This is a genomic window from Streptomyces sp. SID5464 (genome assembly GCF_009862985.1).
Taxonomy (GTDB): domain Bacteria; phylum Actinomycetota; class Actinomycetes; order Streptomycetales; family Streptomycetaceae; genus Streptomyces; species Streptomyces chartreusis_D.
In genome coordinates this window covers 122,964-139,341 of the sequence record NZ_WWIQ01000075.1, presented here as the reverse complement: position 1 = coordinate 139,341, position 16,378 = coordinate 122,964, and the positions used below count along the sequence as shown (strand labels likewise).

The 16,378-nt window shown below is 72.9% G+C and carries 16 protein-coding genes; 5 read left to right on the top strand and 11 right to left on the bottom strand.

Going from position 1 to position 16,378, the window contains the following annotated elements; all coding sequences use genetic code 11:
* Position 1 precedes the first annotated feature (1 nt).
* The 4 genes from GTY47_RS36940 to GTY47_RS36925 form a co-directional block, all read right to left on the bottom strand.
* Positions 2-1,255: a GNAT family N-acetyltransferase gene (locus GTY47_RS36940; protein WP_029181259.1), complete on the bottom strand. Its 1,254-nt coding sequence runs from the start codon at positions 1,253-1,255 to the stop codon at positions 2-4.
* A gap of 110 nt (positions 1,256-1,365) precedes the next feature.
* On the bottom strand, positions 1,366-2,940 hold the full coding sequence (locus GTY47_RS36935) for an alkaline phosphatase D family protein (protein ID WP_010041171.1): 1,575 nt from the start codon (positions 2,938-2,940) through the stop codon (positions 1,366-1,368).
* Between the two features lie 135 nt (positions 2,941-3,075).
* Positions 3,076-4,509: a PLP-dependent aminotransferase family protein gene (locus tag GTY47_RS36930; protein WP_010041169.1), complete on the bottom strand. Its 1,434-nt coding sequence runs from the start codon at positions 4,507-4,509 to the stop codon at positions 3,076-3,078.
* Between the two features lie 87 nt (positions 4,510-4,596).
* Positions 4,597-5,427, bottom strand: a complete 831-nt coding sequence (locus GTY47_RS36925) for an alpha/beta fold hydrolase (RefSeq protein ID WP_010041165.1) — start codon at positions 5,425-5,427, stop codon at positions 4,597-4,599.
* A 162-nt stretch (positions 5,428-5,589) separates the two neighbouring features.
* Here GTY47_RS36925 and GTY47_RS36920 point away from each other — a divergent pair, with 162 nt between their 5' ends.
* Together GTY47_RS36920 and GTY47_RS36915 are read left to right on the top strand one after the other, a co-directional pair.
* A complete protein-coding gene (locus GTY47_RS36920; protein WP_010041163.1) occupies positions 5,590-6,474 on the top strand; it encodes an RNA polymerase sigma-70 factor in 885 nt (294 codons plus the stop codon).
* A 171-nt stretch (positions 6,475-6,645) separates the two neighbouring features.
* Positions 6,646-7,407: a GntR family transcriptional regulator gene (locus GTY47_RS36915; protein ID WP_010041161.1), complete on the top strand. Its 762-nt coding sequence runs from the start codon at positions 6,646-6,648 to the stop codon at positions 7,405-7,407.
* A gap of 113 nt (positions 7,408-7,520) precedes the next feature.
* Here GTY47_RS36915 and GTY47_RS36910 read toward each other — a convergent pair whose 3' ends face one another.
* The 3 genes from GTY47_RS36910 to GTY47_RS36900 all read right to left on the bottom strand — a co-directional run bounded on the left by GTY47_RS36910 (position 7,521) and on the right by GTY47_RS36900 (position 10,613).
* Complete coding sequence (locus GTY47_RS36910) at positions 7,521-8,678, bottom strand: ROK family transcriptional regulator (RefSeq protein ID WP_010041158.1); 1,158 nt, start codon at positions 8,676-8,678, stop codon at positions 7,521-7,523.
* A gap of 88 nt (positions 8,679-8,766) precedes the next feature.
* On the bottom strand, positions 8,767-9,429 hold the full coding sequence (locus GTY47_RS36905) for a response regulator transcription factor (RefSeq protein ID WP_010041156.1): 663 nt from the start codon (positions 9,427-9,429) through the stop codon (positions 8,767-8,769).
* 14 nt (positions 9,430-9,443) lie between these two features.
* Positions 9,444-10,613, bottom strand: coding sequence for a histidine kinase (locus tag GTY47_RS36900; RefSeq protein ID WP_010041154.1), 1,170 nt, complete (start codon positions 10,611-10,613; stop codon positions 9,444-9,446).
* Positions 10,614-10,721: 108 nt separating this feature from the next.
* Between GTY47_RS36900 and GTY47_RS36895 the strand changes: the two genes are divergently transcribed.
* The 3 genes from GTY47_RS36895 to GTY47_RS36885 all read left to right on the top strand — a co-directional run bounded on the left by GTY47_RS36895 (position 10,722) and on the right by GTY47_RS36885 (position 12,871).
* Entirely contained in the window at positions 10,722-11,645 is a 924-nt protein-coding gene (locus GTY47_RS36895; RefSeq protein ID WP_010041152.1) for an ABC transporter ATP-binding protein, read from the top strand.
* 2 nt (positions 11,646-11,647) lie between these two features.
* Positions 11,648-12,373 (top strand): ABC transporter permease, encoded by a 726-nt coding sequence (locus tag GTY47_RS36890; protein ID WP_010041150.1) that lies wholly within the window; start codon positions 11,648-11,650, stop codon positions 12,371-12,373.
* 66 nt (positions 12,374-12,439) lie between these two features.
* Complete coding sequence (locus tag GTY47_RS36885) at positions 12,440-12,871, top strand: hypothetical protein (RefSeq protein WP_010041148.1); 432 nt, start codon at positions 12,440-12,442, stop codon at positions 12,869-12,871.
* Between the two features lie 4 nt (positions 12,872-12,875).
* On the opposite strand, the gene mug is transcribed toward GTY47_RS36885, so the two are convergent.
* From mug to GTY47_RS36865, 4 genes are all read right to left on the bottom strand, one after another.
* The gene (gene mug, locus GTY47_RS36880; RefSeq protein ID WP_010041146.1) at positions 12,876-13,421 is read right to left on the bottom strand and encodes a G/U mismatch-specific DNA glycosylase; all 546 of its coding nucleotides are present in this window, start codon (positions 13,419-13,421) and stop codon (positions 12,876-12,878) included.
* Positions 13,422-13,434: 13 nt separating this feature from the next.
* The gene (gene purB, locus GTY47_RS36875) at positions 13,435-14,877 is read right to left on the bottom strand and encodes an adenylosuccinate lyase (RefSeq protein WP_010041144.1); all 1,443 of its coding nucleotides are present in this window, start codon (positions 14,875-14,877) and stop codon (positions 13,435-13,437) included.
* Positions 14,878-14,987: 110 nt separating this feature from the next.
* Complete coding sequence (locus GTY47_RS36870; protein ID WP_010041142.1) at positions 14,988-15,767, bottom strand: SGNH/GDSL hydrolase family protein; 780 nt, start codon at positions 15,765-15,767, stop codon at positions 14,988-14,990.
* 73 nt (positions 15,768-15,840) lie between these two features.
* On the bottom strand, positions 15,841-16,378 hold a 538-nt coding region (locus GTY47_RS36865; RefSeq protein WP_010041140.1), incomplete at its 5' end, for a CBS domain-containing protein.

Below are 16,378 nucleotides of genomic sequence, written 5' to 3'. Positions count from 1 at the left end.
CCTACGGCGCCGAGGTGCTCCCCACCTCACCCGCACCCGTCGAAACGGTCTCACCCAGCCGCGCGGTGATCACCAGGGTCCCCTCCTCGACCTGATAGTCGAGGGGGAGGCCCAGCCCCCGCATCGCCGCGACCATCCCCGTATTGGACGTCTGCGTCACGGCATACACACTCCGGCAACCCGCCTCCGCGGCCATCGCCACCAGCCGCCCCAGCAACTCCCCGCCGATACCCCGCCGCTGCCACGCATCCTCGACGATCAACGCGACCTCCGTCTCGTCCCCGTCCCACAGCAGATGCCCTAGCCCGACGAGCCGCCCGGAGGCCGTCTGCACGGCGAGGGTCCGGCCGTAGCGCGGACTGAGCAGGTGGCTGAGATAGCGGTCGGCGTCACCGACCGGCCCGTGGTAGCGCAGCTTGAGGGTGCGGTCCGAGCACCGCTCGTGCATCGCCCTGGCCGCCTCCAGATCACGGGTGTCGGCCCGGCGCACGGTGATGTCACTGCCCTCGGCCAGGGTGAGCACGTCCCGGCCGCGCGGGACGCGCGGCCCGAGCCGGGCGTCCAGTTCCACCAGGGCCCGGGCCCGGGCGAACTCGGTCGGGGTGAAGGGCAGATACGGCCGCTCCACGGTGATCACTCCGCCCTCCGGGGCGCGCAGGCGCATCACCGTGTCGTCGAGTGCTCCCTCCACCGGGACACCGGCGGGCGCCCGGTCGCCGCCGACCGGTGCGGGACGGGACCGGATCGTGCACCGGCCCAGCAACTGGCGCAGCGCGAGGGGCAGTTCCGCGGCGTCCAGAGCGGTCCGGGCGGCGAGTCCGAGGACCCGGGTCGGCGCGTCCACCAGGTCGTGGGCGTCGGCCCGCTCGATCCAGGTGTCGGTGCCGCCGGCCGTCCGCACCGCCGTGGCGATCCCGGCGGCCGGCAGTTCGCCCGGGGCGCGCAGCAGGAACTCGTCCACCGTGCCCTCGGCCAGCGGATGCGTCTGGAGGCTGAGGATGTCGACCCGGTGCTCGGCGAGGGCCGTGCACAGGGCCGCCAGCGATCCCGGTTCGTCCTTCACCGTGGTCCGCATCCGCCACAGCGTGTTCGCCCCCGGCACCGGCTCCGGTGCCGGGGACCCGGTATCGCCCGCCGGCGGCGCGTGTTCGTGGCGTCGTGTTCGCCAGGTGTGGACCGCCGCCGTGACCCGCTGCCACGCGTTGGCGGGGCGGCAGTCGTTCAGGTGCGTCACATCAGTCACTTTTCGCGTCATGCACCCACTGTGACCGAACGGTGTTGCGTGATCACGAACGCATTGTGACTGGCGGGTAAAAGGGACGGCTTGCCCTCTTTATCGACCCTTCAAACGTTGCGCACTGTACCTCACTGGCCGACCAGGCCCGGCTGGAGCACCTTCGTGAACAGCACGGTTCCGTCCTGCTCGCGCAGACGTACCGTCAGCTCGCCGCTGCCGCCGTCGATGTCCACCTCGCCGAAGAACTGGTAGCCGCCGGCGGGGGAGACGTTGGCGGTCGTCGGCGCCTTCAGGAACACACGGTCGGGACCGAAGGTGCCGTCGAGCGTGTTCGCGGGGAAGGCGCCGGCGTTCAGCGGGCCCGACACGAACTCCCAGAACGGCTCGAAGTCGGTGAAGGCGGCCCGCGACGGCTGGTAGTGCTGCGCCGAGGTGTAGTGGACGTCGGCGGTGAGCCACACCGTGCCGGTGATCCGGCGGTGCTTGATGAAACGCAGCAGCTCCGCGATCTGGAGCTCACGGCCCAGCGGGGCGCCGGGGTCGCCCTGGGCGACGGCCTCGATGTTCGGCTTGCCGTCGCCGGTGTCCGGGACGACCAGGCCGATCGGCATGTCGGAGGCGATCACCTTCCACACCGCGCGGGAGCGGGACAGCTCGCGCTTGAGCCACTCCAGTTGCTCGCGGCCGAGGATGCCCTGCGGGTCCGTGGGCTGGTCGTCCGGCGAGTTGGCGTTGCGGTAGGTGCGCATGTCCAGCACGAAGACGTCCAGCAGCGGGCCGTGGTGCTGCACGCGGTAGACGCGGCCGTCGGGGCGGCGCAGCGTGGAGATCGGGAAGTACTCCGAGAAGGCACGCCGGGCGCGGGCGGCGAGCACGTCGACGTTCTTCTCGGTGTACCGGGTGTCGCCGAGGATCTCGCCCGGGTACCAGTTGTTGGTGACCTCGTGGTCGTCCCACTGGATGATGGACGGGACCTGGGCGTTGAAGGCACGCAGGTTCTCGTCCAGCAGGTTGTACCGGAAGTTGCCGCGGAACTCCGCCAGGGTCTCGGCGACCTTCGCCTTCTCCTCGGTGGTGATGTTCCGCCAGGTGCGCCCGTCGGGCAGGGCCACGGTCTCGGTGAGGGGGCCGTCGGCGTAGATGTTGTCGCCGCTGCAGATGAAGAAGTCCGGGTCGAGGGCGGCCATCGCCTGGTAGATCCGGTAGCCGCCGAGCTCCGGGTTGATGCCCCAGCCCTGCCCGGCCAGGTCGCCGGACCAGACGAACCGTACGCCGTCACGGCGCTTGTCGGACGCCGTGCGGAAGGTGCCGGTGACCGGCTCGCCGGTGCGGCGCGGGTCGTCCGGGTCGGCGAGCAGCACCCGGTAGTGGATCTGCTCGCCGGACGGCAGGCCGTGCAGCCGGGTCGTGCCGGTGAAGTCGGTACCCGGGCCCAGCAGCGGGCCGTGCCATCTGCGCGGGTTGCGGAACGACTCGGTCGCCGACGTCTCGACGACCATCCGGGCGGGCCGGTCGGATCGCACCCACACCAGCCCGGAGTCGCGGGTCACGTCTCCGGCCTGCACGCCCCACCCCGCCTTCGGACGCCCCGACAGCGCGAAGGCCGGAGCCTCGCCGAGAGCGGTGGGCAGGGTGAGGGCCGCCGACGCGGCGAGGGAGCCGCGCAGGACGCTACGGCGCGCGGGGAGCGGACGGTGTGACATGGATGCGCCTCCAGGGACGGGATCCGGCCAGTGTGCACAGCAACAACTACTGGCACGCCGCAGCGCACACACGAACCCCAAGTGAACAACTGACCGCGGGTGGAGCGGAACCGGCGGAACCCGCTCCGCCGGGGGTCACGCCGTGGCCGCCTCCGCCATGAGGCGTATGCCCTCGTGGATCCGGGCGGGCGGCACGTGCGCGTAGCCCAGCACGAGCCGTATCCGCTTCGGCCCGTCGGCCTCCTCCTCCCGCGCGGGACGCGGGTGTGTGTAGGCCGAAAGGGGGCGTACCGCCACCCCGGCCGCCGTGACGCGGGTGAGGAAACGGCCCTCGGGGCCGTAGCACTCCGGCAGCGTGGCGATCACGTGCAGGCCCGCGGCGATGCCCGAGACCCGGGAGCCGGGGAAGTGCTCGTCGAGGGCGGCGGTCAGGGCGTCACGGCGCTCGCGGTAGGCGCGCTGGCAGCGGCGCAACTGGCGGTCGTAGTCGCCGCGTTCCAGGAAGCGGGCGAAGAGCGCCTGGTCCAGGGCCGGGTGGCCGAGGTCCATGGTGCGCTTGCGTTCGACGATCTCCTCCGCCCAGGACTCGGGCACCAGCAGCCAGCCCAGCCGCAGCCCCGGCGCGAGGGACTTGCTGACCGAGCCCGTGTAGGCGACGCGGTCCGGGTCGAGGCCCTGGAGCGCGCCGACGGGAGCGCGGTCGTAGCGGAAGTCGCCGTCGTAGTCGTCCTCCAGGACGATGCCGTCCACGGACCGCGCCCAGTCCAGCAGTTCGGCGCGACGGCGGGCCGAGTAGGCGATGCCGGTGGGGAACTGGTGGGACGGCGTCGTCACCACGGCCCGTACGCCCGACGCCCGCAGCGGCTCCAGGGCGATTCCCTCGCCGTCCACGGGCAGCGGCACGGCGGTGACCCCGGCCGAGGCGTACAGCGCGTCGTGCTGGGGACTGCCCGGGTCCTCCACACCCACCGTGCGCACCCCGCGCGCGTGCAGCGCGAAGCCCAGCAGCGTCGTCGCCTGGGCCACTCCGGAGACCACCACGATCCGCTCCGGGTCGGCCACCACACCGCGCCGCCGGGCGAGCAGTCCGGCCAGCGCGGTACGCAGCCGGGGCAGCCCGCGCGGATCGGGGTACCCCAGCTCCTGGTGCGGCAGTTCCGCCAGCACACCGCGCTGCGCGGCGGCCCACGCCGTGCGCGGGAACAGCGACAGGTCCGGCGTCCCGGGCACGAAGTCCGCCCGGGCACCGGGGGAGCGCGGAGCGAGGTCGTGCGCCCGCGCCCGGGCGGCCCGTACGGCCGAGCCGACCCACGTCCCGGCGCCCCGGCCGCTGCGCAGGTAGCCCTCCGCGGTCAGCTGCTCGTACGCCTCCGTGATCAGCCCGCGCGACACTCCCAGGTCCGCCGCGAGGTCCCGGCTCGACGGCAGCCGCGTGCCCGGCGCGAGCCGGCCCGAGCGGACCGCCTCGCGCAGCGCGGCCTGAAGAGAACGGCCACGCGTGCGTGCCGGTGCCGAAGCGGCCGGGAGCAGCAACTCCCAGGCGGGCGACGCGGACTCGTTGCGGTTCATGCGGTCAGTCTGCCGGATCCGCTGGCGGGCTTCCCGCCACGAGGGGGACGTCCTGTTGCCACGCCCGACGGGCTGGTCGTCCGGTCCTCAGCGGCTGCCGTCGAGGACGACCCGGGCGACCAGCGCCGGGTCGTCGTTCATCGGGACGTGGCCGCAGCCGGGCAGCCGTACCAGCCGGGCGCGGGGGATGACGCTCTTGGCGCGCACGCCCTGGCGGGGGATCAGCAGCCGGTCCCGGTTGCCCCACGCCACAGTGACCGGCGTGCCCACGATGTCGTCGGTGAACTGCACGGTCCTGCCGGAGCGGAGGGTCTCGGAGAACCCTTTGGCGCGGGCCAGCGCGAGCGTCTCGGCGACCACGGCCTCGGGCGAACGACGGCCCGGGCGGGCGTAGATGGTGCTCGTCAGCAGTGTGCGGCCGAGAGCCGGCCGAGCCAGCCGTTCGACGACCGGCAGCGGCATCCGCTGGGCTATCTGCCGCATCGTCATCAGCACCGTGAAGGCGTAGCGGCGCTCGGCCTCGTTCCAGAACCCGGCGGGGGACAGGGCGGTGACGGAGCGGACGAGCTGCGCCCGGGCCAGGTCCAGGGCCAGCAGGCCGCCCAGCGAGTTGCCCGCCACGTGCGGCCGTTCGATCTCCAGCGCCCCGAACAGCGCCGCGAGGACGGTGTTCATGGTGGGCAGGTCGTGCGCCATGCCCTCCGGCAGGGCTGGTGACTCGCCGCACCCGGGCAGGTCCACGGCGATCACGTCCCGCTCGGCGGCCAGGGCGGGTATCACCGGGTCCCACACCTGCCGGTGGTGGCCGATGCCGTGCAGCAGGAGCAACGGTTCGCCGCTGCCCTGACGCGTGTAGGACAGGGTCACGTTCCGCTCGCCGTGTGCGGAGGCGACTTCGAAGGAGACGGTGGCGGACATGCGGTGCTCCTCGGCTGTACTCGCTGACGGACGCCGTAGACAGCTTGTCAGCAATTGCTACCGACGGGTAGCCCCGAGGTGCCGCCACTTTCCCGGCCACGGCTGTCCGCGAGGGATGGATTCGCCTGGACAGGACCGCACCGGTGAGTTGGGATGGAGCCCGTGACCACCGAGACCGCGACCGACGTCTTCGAAGCACACCGCCCCGTCCTGCTGGGCGTCGCCTACCGCATGCTGGGCCGCGTCGCCGACGCGGAGGACGTGGTCCAGGAGGCCTGGCTGCGCTGGTCGGGCAACGACCGCGGCGACGTGCGCGAACCGCGCGGCTACCTCGTACGGATCACCACCCGCCTCGCCATCGACCGGCTGCGCCAGATCAAGGCCCGCGGGGAGACCTACGTCGGCCCCTGGCTGCCCGAGCCGTACGTCACCGACTTCGGCGACACCGTGCCGGACACCGCCGAGCGGGCCGTGCTCGCGGACTCCGTCTCCCTCGCCGTCCTCGTCGTGCTGGAGTCGCTGTCGCCGCTGGAGCGGGCGGTGTTCGTGCTGCGCGAGGCCTTCGGCTTCCCGTACGCCGACATCGCCGCCATGCTCGACCGCGGCGAAGCGGCGGTGCGCCAGCTGGCCGGGCGGGCACGCAAGCACGTCGAGGAGCGGCGGCCGCGCTACGAGGTCGACCCCGCCCAGCGGCGCGACCTCACCGAACGGTTCCTCGCCGCCGCGGCGGACGGCGACCTCGAGGGGCTGATGGCGCTGCTCGCCCCGGACGTCCGGCTCGTCGGCGACAGTGGCGGAAAGTCGCGGGCGCCGCTGCGGGTTCTCCGGACGGCGGACAAGGTGGCCCGCTTCCTCGTCGGCGCCGCGCAGAAGGGCCTCCCCGACGTCTCCGTGCGTTTCCAGGAGCTCAACGGCGGCCCGGCCGTGCTGTTCCTGTCCGGCGACAAGCTCGACTCCGTCTTCCAGCTCGATGTCGCCGACGGCCGCGTCCAGGCGGTCTACATCGTCCGCAACCCCGACAAGTTGCGCTCGCTGGCCACTGTCTAGGAGAGCGCACCAGGAGCCCCGCAGGGGCCTCGCACGAACGTCCCGTGAACGTTCCCGGCCATTGGTCTTGACCAAGGATCAGGGCCGACCTATGGTCGCAGAGAAGTGAAACAACCTTTAAAAAACAAGGGCGCTGAATAGCCGCCGACCACGGCGATCGCGGAGGACAGGGTGGGGACCACGCAGCTGGAATCGGTGCCGGAACCGAAGTACTGGCATCTCAAGACCGTGCTCAGTGAAGCGCTCGACTCGGAGTTCTCCGTGGGGGAGATCCTGCCCAACGAGCGCGACCTCGCGGCCCGCTTCGGCGTCGCCCGCGCCACGCTCCGCCAGGCCCTGGAGCAGCTCGAACTGGAGGGCAGGCTCCAGCGCCGCCGCGGTGTCGGTACGACCGTCGCGCCGCCCCGCGTGGGCGTCTCCCTCGGCACCGGTCCGCACACCTGGCCGGGCGGCCCCGAGGACGCCTGGCAGCCCGTCGACTGCACGGCGGCCGTGCCGCCCCCGGCGGTCGCCGACGCGCTGGAGACCGGCCGCGACGAACCCGTGCACATCGTGCGCCGCTCCCGCGTCTCGCACGGCCGGCCGGTGGCCGCCGAGCTGCTGTACATTCCGCGGTCCTCGGTGCCCGACCTCACCGGCATCGACGCACCGTCCGGGTCGGCACGCGCGCGTGCGGTGCTGCGCGAGCTCCAGCGGCTGCAGCTGGACCGGCAGGAGAACGCGGTGGAACTCGGCTCCGCGGGGGCCGACGACGCGAAGGAGCTGGACCGGTTGCCCGGGGCGCCCGTGCTGGTGGTGACGACGCGGTTCGTGGTCGCGGGACGTGTGGCGGCGTTGTCCGTCGCGACGTATCGCGCTGACACGTGTCGGTTGACCTTCGGGGATGCGGGGGGTGTGGAGATCCACGCCGGGCCGCAGCGGCAGGCTTCCTGAGCCCGACGCCGCAGGGGTGCGGTGAGTGAGGGCTGCGGGTGCGTTGTGGCTGAGCGCGCCCACGCGGCGGAGCCGCATGTCGGCACAGCTCCGCGCCCCTCGAGGGTGTTGGCTCAGCGGCGTGGTGTGGTCGTGCCCTCCACGCTGAAGAGCTGCTCCTCGACGTGATCCAGGGCGAGACGCAGGGCGCCCGTCGCCACTGCCGCGTCCCCCAGGCGGGACAGGGTCACCTGCGGGGGGCGCAGGCAGTAGCGGGCCAGTTCTCGGCGGAGGGGGTCCAGGACGCCGTCCAGGCCCGCTGCCCAGCCGCCGATGACGACCAGTTCCGGGTCGAGGGCGAGGATCAGCGCCGCCACGTCGTGGACCAGGCGCTGAAGGAAGCGGTCGACGGCCGCGCGGGCCCGCTGGTCGCCCTCGCGGGCCTGCGCGAAGACCTCGGCGACGGCCTGTTCGTCGAGCGGGTGCAGCGGTTCGTCCGTGGTGGACAGCAACGTCTCCGGCGTCACCTCCCGGCCGAGGAGATGCAGCGCGCCGATCTCGCCGGCCGCCCCGCCGTAGCCCCGGTGCAGCCGCCCCCCGATCAGCGAACCGGCGCCCGGGCTGAGCCCCGCCAGCACGAACACCACGTCGTCCGACTCGGTGGCCGCGCCCTTCCAGTGCTCGGCGACGGCCGCCGCGTTGGCGTCGTTCTCGACCAGGACCGGGCACTTGAACGACCTGCTCAGCCGCTCGCCCAGCCGCAGCCCCGTCCACCCGGGCAGCGCGGTGCCCAGCCGTACCGTGCCGTCCGCCTCGACGATCCCGGGCGTCGCCACGCCCACGGCCCGCAGCGAGCCGCGTGCGACACCGGCCCGGCGCAGCAGTTCGGCGACGGCCCCCCGCAGCCGCTCCAGCCGCTCGTCGGCCCCCGCCGTCTCGGGCACGTCCTTGGCCTGGGAGCCGATCACCCGGCCGTCCAGGTCGGCCAGCAGCGCGGCCACCCGGTGCGCGCCGATCTCCAGCCCCAGCAGATGCCCGGCCTCCGCCCGGAACCGGAACCGCCGCGCCGGCCGCCCCTGCCGCCGCGCGGCACCCTCCTCGGCCGCCTTCTCGACGACGAGACCGGCCTCGATGAGCCCCTCGACGACGCCCTCGACGGTCGGCCGGGACAGCCCCGTCACCCGGGTGATCTCGGTCAGCGTCGCGCAGTCCGTGGCACGCAGCGCGTGCAGCACCACCGCGGAGTTGATCCTGCGCAGCAGCGAGGGATCCCCGCCGGTCAGCCGCCCCACCGTCCGTCCTCCCAGCTCGTGCGCGTGTTGGCCGGATCGTACTCGGCGCGGCGCACCCCGGCGAGGGGCAGGCAGCGGCCCTCGCCGATCAGCCCGGCGCCACGAACCCGGACTCGTACGCCGCGATCACCGCCTGCGTGCGGTCCCTCGCTCCCAGCTTCGCCAGTACGGCGCTCACATGCGACTTCACCGTCTCGGTGCCCACGACCAGCCGGGCGGCGATCTCCGCGTTCGACAGGCCCCGCGCCATCAGCCGCAGCACCTCGCCCTCCCGCTCGGTCAGCTGGGCCCGCTCCATCGCCGCCCGTGCGGCCCGGTTCCCGCCGCCGTCGCCGTACTCGGCGGCCAGTTGCCGCACCGAGGCGGGGAAGAGCAGCGACTCGCCCTCGGCGATCAGCCGCACCGCGTGCACGATCTCGGCCGGCCGGGCCCGCTTGAGCAGGAACCCGTCGGCACCGGCCCGCAGCGCCTCGTACACGTACTCGTCGTTCTCGAACGTCGTCACCACGAGGATCCGCGGCGGCTCGTCGACCGTCCGCAGCAGCGCCCGGGTGGCCTCGATCCCGTCCAGCAGCGGCATCCGTACGTCCATGGCGACCACGTCGGGCCGCAGCTGCCGCACGAGCGGGATCACCGCCGCCCCGTCCGCGGCCTCCCCGACCACCTCGATGTCGGGCTGTGCCTCCAGCACGGCCCGCAGACCCGCGCGTACGAGGGGTTCGTCGTCGACGAGGAGCACGGTGATCGGCATCGGACCAGCGTAGATCAACTCAGAGGCAGCTCGGCATGGACCTGCCACTCGCCCTCGTCGGGGCCGGTCCGGGCCCGGCCGCCGAGCAGGGCGGCGCGCTCGCGTATGCCGCGCAGGCCGCTGCCGCGTCCGGGGCCTGGTGTCCCGGCCGGGCACGGATTGCGTATCGCGAGGACGAGAGAGCCATCGGCGACGTGCACGCGCACGCGTACGGGGACCGCCCCCGCGTGCCGCAGCACGTTGGTCAGCGACTCCTGGAGGATCCGGTAGCCCTCTCGGGACACGGGACCGGGCACGGTGTCCACGGGCCCGGTCACCTCGGCGTCGACCTTCGCCCCCGAAGCACGCGCGGACTCGAGCAGGCGGTCGGCGTCCGCGAGGGTCGGTCTGCTGCTCACCGGCTTCTCCGACTCGCGGAGGATGCCGAGCACCCGCTCCAGGTCCTCCAGGGCGGCCCGGCCGGTCTCCTCGATGGCGGTCAGCGCCCGGGCCGTGAACTCCGCGTCACCGGCCGCCCGGGCCGCCCCGGCCTGCACGACGGCGACCGTGAGCGCGTGCCCGATGGAGTCGTGCAACTCGCGGGCGATCCGGGTGCGTTCCAGCAGTTGGTCGGTGCGTTCCTCCAGCGCCGCCATCCGCTCGGCGTGCGACGGCCCGAGGAGTCGGTGGGCCAGTGCGGTGACGAAGTGGCCCGACCACACCACGACCACGGGGAGCAGCAGCAACGGCACGGGTGCGAGCACGGCGTGCCACCAGCGGTTCTCCTCGACGGTCACGAACCCGTCAGCGGCGGGCCCGTGACCGAGCCCCGTCGTCAGCAAGTCGATCGCGAGGAGGGGCAACTGGACGGAGAGATGGGACACGATCCAGCCGAGGCACAGCCGCGCCTCCAGCCACACCACCGTCCGCCCGCGATCGGTCCACGTGACCGACGGGGTGGTCACGATGTCCGCGCTCTCACCGTCCTGTCGGTGGTCGGTCAGCAGCAGTCTGGCCTGAAACCCTTCCACGACCCGCGTGATGGGCACGAGACCGGCGAGTCCGAGCAGCACGGCGGCGGTGACCTGGGTCCACCACGCCTCCTGGATGAAGAGCCACAGCGACGGCCACACGATGGCCACCACGATGTGCAGCCACCGTTTGTACGTCACCGCCCGTGCGAGCGGGCGCAGCATGCGGACCATTGCGTCATCGTGCCAGCCACCACTGACAACGAACCTCCCCCGCACGGGGGAGACGATCTCCACCGCCGGGGGAGGCCCGCACCCCGGACCATCGGCCACGCTGCTGCCATGACCAGCATCGAAGTCCAGGACCTCACCAAGGAGTACGGCGGCAAACGAGCCGTGGACGGCCTCACCTTCCGCGTCCTGCCCGGCCGCGTCACCGGCTTCCTCGGCCCCAACGGCGCCGGGAAGTCCACCACCATGCGGCTGGTCCTCGGCCTCGACCGGCCGACCGCCGGCTCCGCCACCCTCGGTGGCCGCGCCTACCCGACGCTGCGCGAGCCCCTGCGCCACGTGGGCGCCCTGCTCGACGCGCAGGCCGCGCACGGCTCCCGCAGCGCCCGCGACCACCTCCGCGTCCTGGCGACCAGCAACCGCATCCCGGACCGGCGGGTCGACGAGGTGCTGGAGGAGACCGGCCTGGCGTCGGTGGCCCGGCGCCGGGTGCGGACGTACTCCCTGGGCATGCGCCAGCGCCTCGGCATCGCCGCCGCCCTGCTGGGCGACCCCGAGGTGGTCATGCTGGACGAGCCGTCCAACGGACTCGACCCCGAAGGCATCGTGTGGATCCGGCAGTTGCTGCGCCGGCTCGCGGAGGAGGGCCGCACGGTCCTGGTCTCCAGCCATCTGATGAACGAAACCGCGTCCTTCGCGGACCACCTCGTCGTCCTCGGCCGGGGCCGGCTGCTGGCGGACACCCCGATGCGGGACTTCATCCACACCCGCGTGCAGCCCCGCGTACGCATCCGTACGACCGACCCCGCCGCCCTCAAGAGCGCTCTCGCTCCGCGCGGCCACGAGGCCGTGGAACACGTGGACGGGCACTGGACCGTGCACCACGCGCGCGTGGACGACATCGGCCGCATCGTCTCGGCCGCGGGTGTGCCGGTGCTCGAACTCGCAGCGGAGGAGGGCACCTTGGAGCAGGCGTACTTCGACCTCACGTCGGCCGAGACCGAGTTCACCGCACAGCAGCCGCAGGAGGCCTGACCATGGAACTCACCCCTGTCCTCCGCTCCGAGTGGCTGAAGATCCGTACGCTCCGCTCGCTTCCCGGAGCCCTCCTGGCCCTGTTCGCCGCGACCACGGCGTTCTCCGCGATCGCCGGTGTCTCCGAGACGTCGGATCCCGGATTCGACCCGCTGTTCACGGCCCTGTCCGGTGTCGTGCCGGGGCAGATCGCGGCGGTCTCCTTCGGCGCCATGGCCGTGTCGTCGGAGTTCCAGCCGGGCGCGCTCCGGCTCTCGCTGGCCGCGGTTCCGCGGCGTGGCCGGTGGTTCGCGGCCAAGGCGGCCGTCATCGCCGTACCGGCTCTGCTCGTGGGACTGGTGACCGCCCTCGCGGCCCTCCTCGTGGCACGGGCGGGGCTCGGCCCGGCCGCCGACGGGCTCGGCACCGGCGAGCAGGTGCGCGGCGTGGTGGGCTGCGGTGTCTACCTCATGCTGATGGCCCTCTTCGCCGCCGGACTCGCCGCCCTGCTGCGCAGCGGCGTGGCCACGCTGTCCCTGCTGATCCCGTTCATCCTCGTCGTGTCGTTCGTGATCGGCGACGCGACGGGCACGGTCGCCGACTTCCTGCCCGACAAGGCGGGACAGCTGGTCCTGAGGCAGACCTACGACGGCACCCCAGGGCCGTGGTCGGGGCTCGCGGTGACCGCGCTCTGGGCGGCGGCCGCCCTGCTGGCGGGAGCGTGGCGCCTGCGCCGCCGGGACGCCTGACCGCGGACCGGCGGGAACGGGGTTGACGCCCCGCCAAGTGTCAGTGGGGCCCGGTTTACTGGACGCATGAACATCGCACAGCACATCGCCCTCATCGACGAGCTGTGCTACCGCCCCTTTCCGGCGGAGCACGGCCCGTCGGACGTCGGCGTTTCCGGACCCGGTCAGCACACCGCGGTGTTAGAGGCCGCGGGCGACGACGACCCGGCGCTCCGGGCGGTGACGATCGACCAGTACGAGAAGGACCGGGACGCCGTCTACGAACTCCTCGCCTCCCGCTGGGGCGACACGCCCCCCTACAACCTGCAGACCGTCCTGCTGCGCACCGAGCGGGAGGAGATACCCCGGCCGTGGGCCGAGTTGAGCGAGTGCGCGAGCGTCGCGTACCTGTGGGAGGTGGAGGGCACCGGCCGCTGGGTCGCCGTGGCGGTCACCGACCGCGACACGTCGCGCGAGGTGCGGCTGCTGGCCCTGGTCACGGAGGCGGACCCGCCGTGAGCGATCAGCTCTCGGCGGCTTCCCGCAGCCGTGCGAACTCCTCGGCCATGGTCCCGGCCGTCCAGTGCGCGTTCAGCCCGCTCGGATTGGGCAGCACCCACACCCGCGTGTCCCCGATCATCCGGGATTGCGGCCCGACCCGGGCCTTCCGGTCGTCGAACGCGACGCGGTACGCGGTCACGCCGACCACGGCCAGCCAGCGCGGCCGCAGCCGCCCCACCTTCAGCGCGAGCAGCCGCCCGCCCTCCCGGTACTCCTCGGAGCTCAGCTCGTCGGCCCGAGCGGTCGGCCGCGCCACGACATTCGTGATGCCGAGCCCGTACGACAGCAACTCCTGCTGCTCGGACGGCCTCAGCAGCCGCGGCGTGAACCCGGAGCGGTGCAGCACCGGCCAGAAGCGGTTGCCCGGGCGGGCGAAGTGATGGCCCGTCGCGGCCGTCATCAGACCGGGATTTATGCCGCAGAACAGCACCCGCAGACCGTCCGCGACCACGTCCGGCACGACACGGTCGCGGGCGGCCTGAAGCTCCTCGGGCGTGAAACGGGGCATCGTGTGCGGCGGGTCAGAGGATCGCGCCGGGCGTGTAACCCGCGGCCTGGGGGTGCTGCTTCACGATCTCCTCGACCCGGGCGACGACGACGGCGACCTGGTCGCCCGCGGCGCCCGTGAACGACAGCTTGTCGGCCATCAGCGCGTCCAGCTCGGCGCGGTCGAGCGGAATGCGCTCGTCGGCGGCCAGCTTGTCCAGCAACTCGTTGCGCTCGGCGCCCTGCTCGCGCATCGCGAGCGCCGAGGCGACGGCGTTCTCCTTGATCGCCTCGTGCGCGAGCTCCCGGCCCACGCCCGCGCGCACGGCACCCATCAGCACCTTGGTGGTGGCGAGGAACGGCAGGTACCGGTCCAGCTCCCGGGCCACGACCGCGGGGAACGCGCCGAACTCGTCGAGCACCGTGAGGAACGTCTCCAGCAGGCCGTCCAGCGCGAAGAAGGCGTCCGGCAGCGCGACCCGGCGCACCACCGAGCAGGACACATCGCCCTCGTTCCACTGGTCGCCCGCCAGCTCGCCGGTCATCGAGGCGTAGCCGCGCAGGATCACCATCAGGCCGTTGACGCGCTCGCAGGAGCGGGTGTTCATCTTGTGCGGCATCGCCGAGGAGCCCACCTGGCCGGGCTTGAAGCCCTCCGTGACCAGCTCGTGCCCGGCCATCAGCCGGATCGTCTTCGCCAGCGACGACGGCGCGGCCGCCAGCTGCACCAGCGCGGTGACGACCTCGTAGTCCAGCGAGCGCGGGTAGACCTGGCCGACCGAGGTGAACGCCTGTGAGAAGCCCAGGTGCGTGGCGATCCGCTGCTCCAGCTCCGCGAGCTTCGCGGCGTCCCCGCCCAGCAGGTCCAGCATGTCCTGAGCGGTGCCGACCGGGCCCTTGATGCCGCGCAGCGGGTAGCGGCCCAGCAGCTCCTCGATCCGGCCGTAGGCGACGAGCAGCTCGTCGGTGGCGGTCGCGAAGCGCTTGCCGAGGGTGGTGGCCTGCGCGGCGACGTTGTGCGAGCGGCCGGCCATGACCAGCTCGCCGTACTCGCCGGCCAGCTTGCCCAGGCGGGCCAGGACGGCCACCGTGCGGTCGCGCATCAGCTCCAGCGAAAGGCGGATCTGGAGCTGCTCGACATTCTCGGTCAGGTCTCGGGAGGTCATGCCCTTGTGCACGTGCTCGTGCCCGGCGAGGGCGTTGAACTCCTCGATCCGCGCCTTCACGTCGTGCCGCGTGACCTTCTCGCGCTCGGCGATGGAGGCCAGGTCGACGGTGTCGAGCACACGCTCGTAGTCGGCGAGCGCCGCGTCCGGCACCTCGATCCCGAGGTCCTTCTGGGCCCGCAGCACGGCGAGCCAGAGCTGCCGCTCCAGCTTCACCTTCTGCTCGGGCGACCAGAGCGTGGCGAGTTCGGCGGAGGCGTAGCGTCCGGCGAGGACGTTCGGGATGCGGGGCTTGGCGGGAGCGGAAGTCACGTGGACGGATTCTACTGGCGATTCGTGCAGGCCAGCGCCGCGGGTGTCTTTGTCGGAACCTACGAGAGGGTTCTCGAGGCCATACCCCTGACCACGGTCCCGGGAACCGCCTACGCCAGGTCCTCGTACGGCAGCAGCTCGGGCCGCTTCGGCGGCAGGCCGTCGCCCGAGGAGCGGCCCGTCAGGCGGCGGCCGATCCAGGGCAGCAGGTGCTGCCGCGCGAACCGCAGGTCCGCCGCACGCCGCATGACCCAGCCGGGCGGCAGCGTCGTCGGCATCGGGGTGCGCCACTCGGTGTCCTCGGGCTCGTAGCCGAGCGCCTGCCACACCGCCTCCGCGACCCGGCGGTGGCCTTCGCCCGTCAGGTGCAGCCGGTCCACGTCCCACAGCCGCGGGTCGGCGAGCGAGGGCGCGTCGTACAGGTCGACGACGCTCGCGCCGTGCCGTGCGGCGAGCTCGTCGACGCAGGTGAACAGGTCCTCCATGCGCGGCCGGAACCGCTCCAGGACCGGGCCCCGGCGGGCCGGGCTGCGCATCAGCACGAGCTGCTTGCACGAAGGGGCCAGTCGCTCCACGGCCTCCTCCAGGAGTCCGCGCACCCGGCCCATGTCGCACTTCGGCCGCAGCGTGTCGTTGAGCCCGCCGACCAGGGTGACGACGTCGGCCTGCATGGCCGCCGCCACGTCCACCTGCTCGTCGACGATCTGCCGGATCAGCTTGCCGCGCACGGCGAGGTTGGCGTAGCGGAAGCCGGGCGTGCGGGCCGCCATCCGCGCGGCGAGGAGATCGGCCCAGCCCCGGTAGGTGCCGTCGGGCAACAGGTCCGACATGCCCTCGGTGAAGGAGTCGCCGACCGCGACGAGGCTGCTGTAGGTGGGGTTCGTGTCCATGGCGGCAGAAATAGTATCCCGTGCACATACCCAGCAGTCGGTCACCCACCCGGGAGCATCGGCGACCGGTTACTCACGCCCGCTGGCCGAACAGCTCCCGCAGCACGTCCTCCATGGTCACGAGGCCGGCCAGCCGGCCGTCCGCCCCGAGGACGGCCGCGAGGTGCGTCCGGCCGCCCCGCATCGCCGTGAGGACGTCGTCCAGCGGCGTGTGCTCCCGCACGCGCGCGATGGACCGCATGTCCCGCAGCCGGAACGGTACATCGCGCCCGGCGGCGTCCAGCGCGTCCTTCACATGCAGATAGCCGACGATCCGCCGCCCCTCGTCCACCACCGGGAAGCGGGAGAACCCGGACTCCGCCGACAGCCGCTCCAGCTCGTCCGCAGTGACGCCCACGCGCGCGTACACCACGCGTTCCAGCGGCAGCACCACGTCGCGCACCGGACGGCGGCCCAGCTCCAGCGCGTCGTGCAACCGCTCCTGGGCGCGGTCGTCGATGAGGCCGGCCTCGCTGGAGTCCTTCACGATCTGCGCTATCTCGGCGTCCGAGTAGGACGCGGCCACCTCCTCCCGCGCCTCCACGCGCAGCAGCTTCAGCAGGGCGTTGGCG